Origin of the sequence: Actinoplanes sp. NPDC051411, from assembly GCF_040682075.1 — a bacterium.
Classification (GTDB): Bacteria; Actinomycetota; Actinomycetes; order Mycobacteriales; family Micromonosporaceae; genus Actinoplanes.
Map to the genome: position 1 here is coordinate 1 of NZ_JBFBAD010000292.1, position 1,383 is coordinate 1,383.

The 1,383-nt window shown below is 71.3% G+C and carries 2 protein-coding genes; one reads left to right on the forward strand and one right to left on the reverse strand.

The window, feature by feature from the left end; genetic code table 11:
• Positions 1-212: hypothetical protein (locus AB0M88_RS53280; RefSeq protein WP_364116344.1), on the reverse strand; the 212-nt coding region annotated here is incomplete at its 3' end.
• Between the two features lie 138 nt (positions 213-350).
• On the opposite strand from AB0M88_RS53280, the gene AB0M88_RS53285 reads away from it, so the two are divergent.
• Positions 351-1,383 (forward strand): ketoacyl-ACP synthase III (locus tag AB0M88_RS53285; protein ID WP_364116346.1); only part of this gene is annotated, 1,033 nt, incomplete at its 3' end.

The window sequence follows — 1,383 nt, forward strand, 5'->3', positions numbered from 1 at the left end:
GACCGGCCCCGTAAGATCCATAATTGGAAGAAGCCCTCCGAGATATTCGCCGAACTCGTAGAGGTAAATGCTTCGACTGTCTGAATCTGCCCCGTGGTGCCCGCCGTGCCGCGCAGTTCGGTGGCATAGAAATCGGGGATAATGTGATGGTGCACGTCGATGGCATCGGCCCAGGGTGCACCGTTGTGACGGGTGTCGGGAAGCACGTCCACGGTTGCATTCTGTTCCGTATCGGGCCTCCGCCGAAGGCGTCGCGAAATAGTGTGTCACCTTTCCTTCCCCGCCCGTTACCGCTGCCATACATTCATCGGCGTCCGGTGTGGACCTCCGCGACGAAATGGATTCTGCAGATGCTCACTTGGAAAGACGGCGACCGGGCGGTCGGCGTGCTCGGCACCGGCGCGTGCCTGCCCGGCCGGGTCGTCACCAACGCCGAGGCGGCCGAGCGCGCCGGGGTGACCGGGGACTGGGTCTTCGAGAAGACGGCGATCCGCGAGCGGCGCTGGGCCAAGCCCGGCGAGGCGACCTCGGACCTCGCCATCGGCGCGGCGCGGTCGGCGCTCGCCGACGCGGGCGTCCGGGCGGCCGACCTGGCCCTGGTCGTGGTGGCCACCTCCACGCCCGACTCGCCGCAGCCGCCGACCGCCAGCATCGTGGCCGACGGGATCGGCGCCGGGCGGGGCACGGTGGCCTTCGACGTCAACGCGGTGTGCAGCGGGTTCAACTACGGCCTGGCGGTCGCCGAGCGGATGGTGACGGCCGGCGGCGACCGCCCGGCGCTGGTGATCGGCGCCGACGTCTATTCGCGCATCCTGGCTCCCCAGGACCGCCGGACGGTGATCCTGTTCGGCGACGGGGCCGGTGCCGCCGTGATCGGTTCCGGCGGGACGCCGCGCGTCGTGGCCACCCGCCTGGTCGGCGTCGCCGAGGCGCGCGGCCTGGTCGGTGTCGCGGCCGGCGGCAGTCGGCGGCCCGCGTCCGAGCACACCGTGCGGGACGGCTCGCACTACTTCACGATGGACGGCCGCGGGGTGCGCGACTTCGTCGACGAGCACGTCGTGCCCGGGATCGCCGCGTTCCTGTCCGACCACGGGGTGCGGCCGGACGAGGTCACCCACCTGGTGCCGCACCAGGCCAACGGCCGCATTCTGGCCACCATGGCGGATCGCCTCGGCATGCCCTTCGAGCGGTTCGCCACCACGGTCGGCGCCTACGCCAACACCGGGGCGGCGTCGGTGCCGATCACGTTCGACCAGCTGCGCCGCACGCGTACGGTGTCGAGCGGTGACGTCGTGCTGCTGGCCGCGTTCGGCGGCGGAATGACCATGGGAATGACCCTGCTGCGGGCCTGCGCACATGGAGGTGGGGGGGGCGCCCGGGGGC